Origin of the sequence: Candidatus Pelagibacter communis, from assembly GCF_001179965.1 — a bacterium.
Classification (GTDB): Bacteria; Pseudomonadota; Alphaproteobacteria; order Pelagibacterales; family Pelagibacteraceae; genus Pelagibacter.
In genome coordinates, this window is the sequence record NZ_CVSH01000032.1 from 1 (window position 1) to 732 (window position 732).

The window sequence follows — 732 nt, forward strand, 5'->3', positions numbered from 1 at the left end:
TAGCCATTACACTTTTAATTAACCCAATACTTATGCAGTGGCATTTAACAATATTAACTGAGAGTATTTTTTTATCCTTTTTAATTGTATTAACAAGTCTTTCAATTAATCCTAGAAATAATTCTCATTTTTTTGTCATCGGTTTATTAATTGGTATTTTGTACACCCAGAGAACAATTGCATTGTTATACCCATTAGTTTTTATTTTTTTTATATTTTTATTTAAAGAAAATTATTTAAAAAGATTTTCTAAATTTTTATCATTAGCTTTAGGTTTTTCGTTAATTTTAATTTTAATAGGACTTCACAACCTTAAAAGGGCTGACATATTTTACTTTACGCCTATTCAATCAAAGACGGATTTGCAGACTTATTTAGAACCAAGTATTCTTAGTAAATCACAAAATTTAAATAAAAAAGAGATAAATTTATTTTTTGAGGAAAGGTCACAAAATATTTTAAAAAATAATAATTTTAATCTAAGCATTGAGCGTGATAGAATAAATTTTTTAAATAAAATAAGAAATAAATCAATAGAAAACATTTTTAAAAATAAAATTGTAACAATTAAAATTCTGTCAAAAAATTATTTTCATTCAGTTCTTCTTAACCCTGTTCAGGTATATTACGCATCTAAGTACCAAAAATGGATTGATTATAAAAATAGTGATGACCATTCTTTCTGGCTTAAATTAAGAATAATAATAACGCTTATTTTTTTTTTCATTACTG

Annotated in this window: 1 protein-coding gene; it reads left to right on the top strand. The window is 22.7% G+C overall.

Annotated elements, in window-relative coordinates; all coding sequences use genetic code 11:
- Nucleotides 1–32: 32 nt before the first annotated feature.
- On the top strand, nucleotides 33–732 hold a 700-nt coding region (locus AMN73_RS01385; protein WP_143323185.1), incomplete at its 3' end, for a hypothetical protein.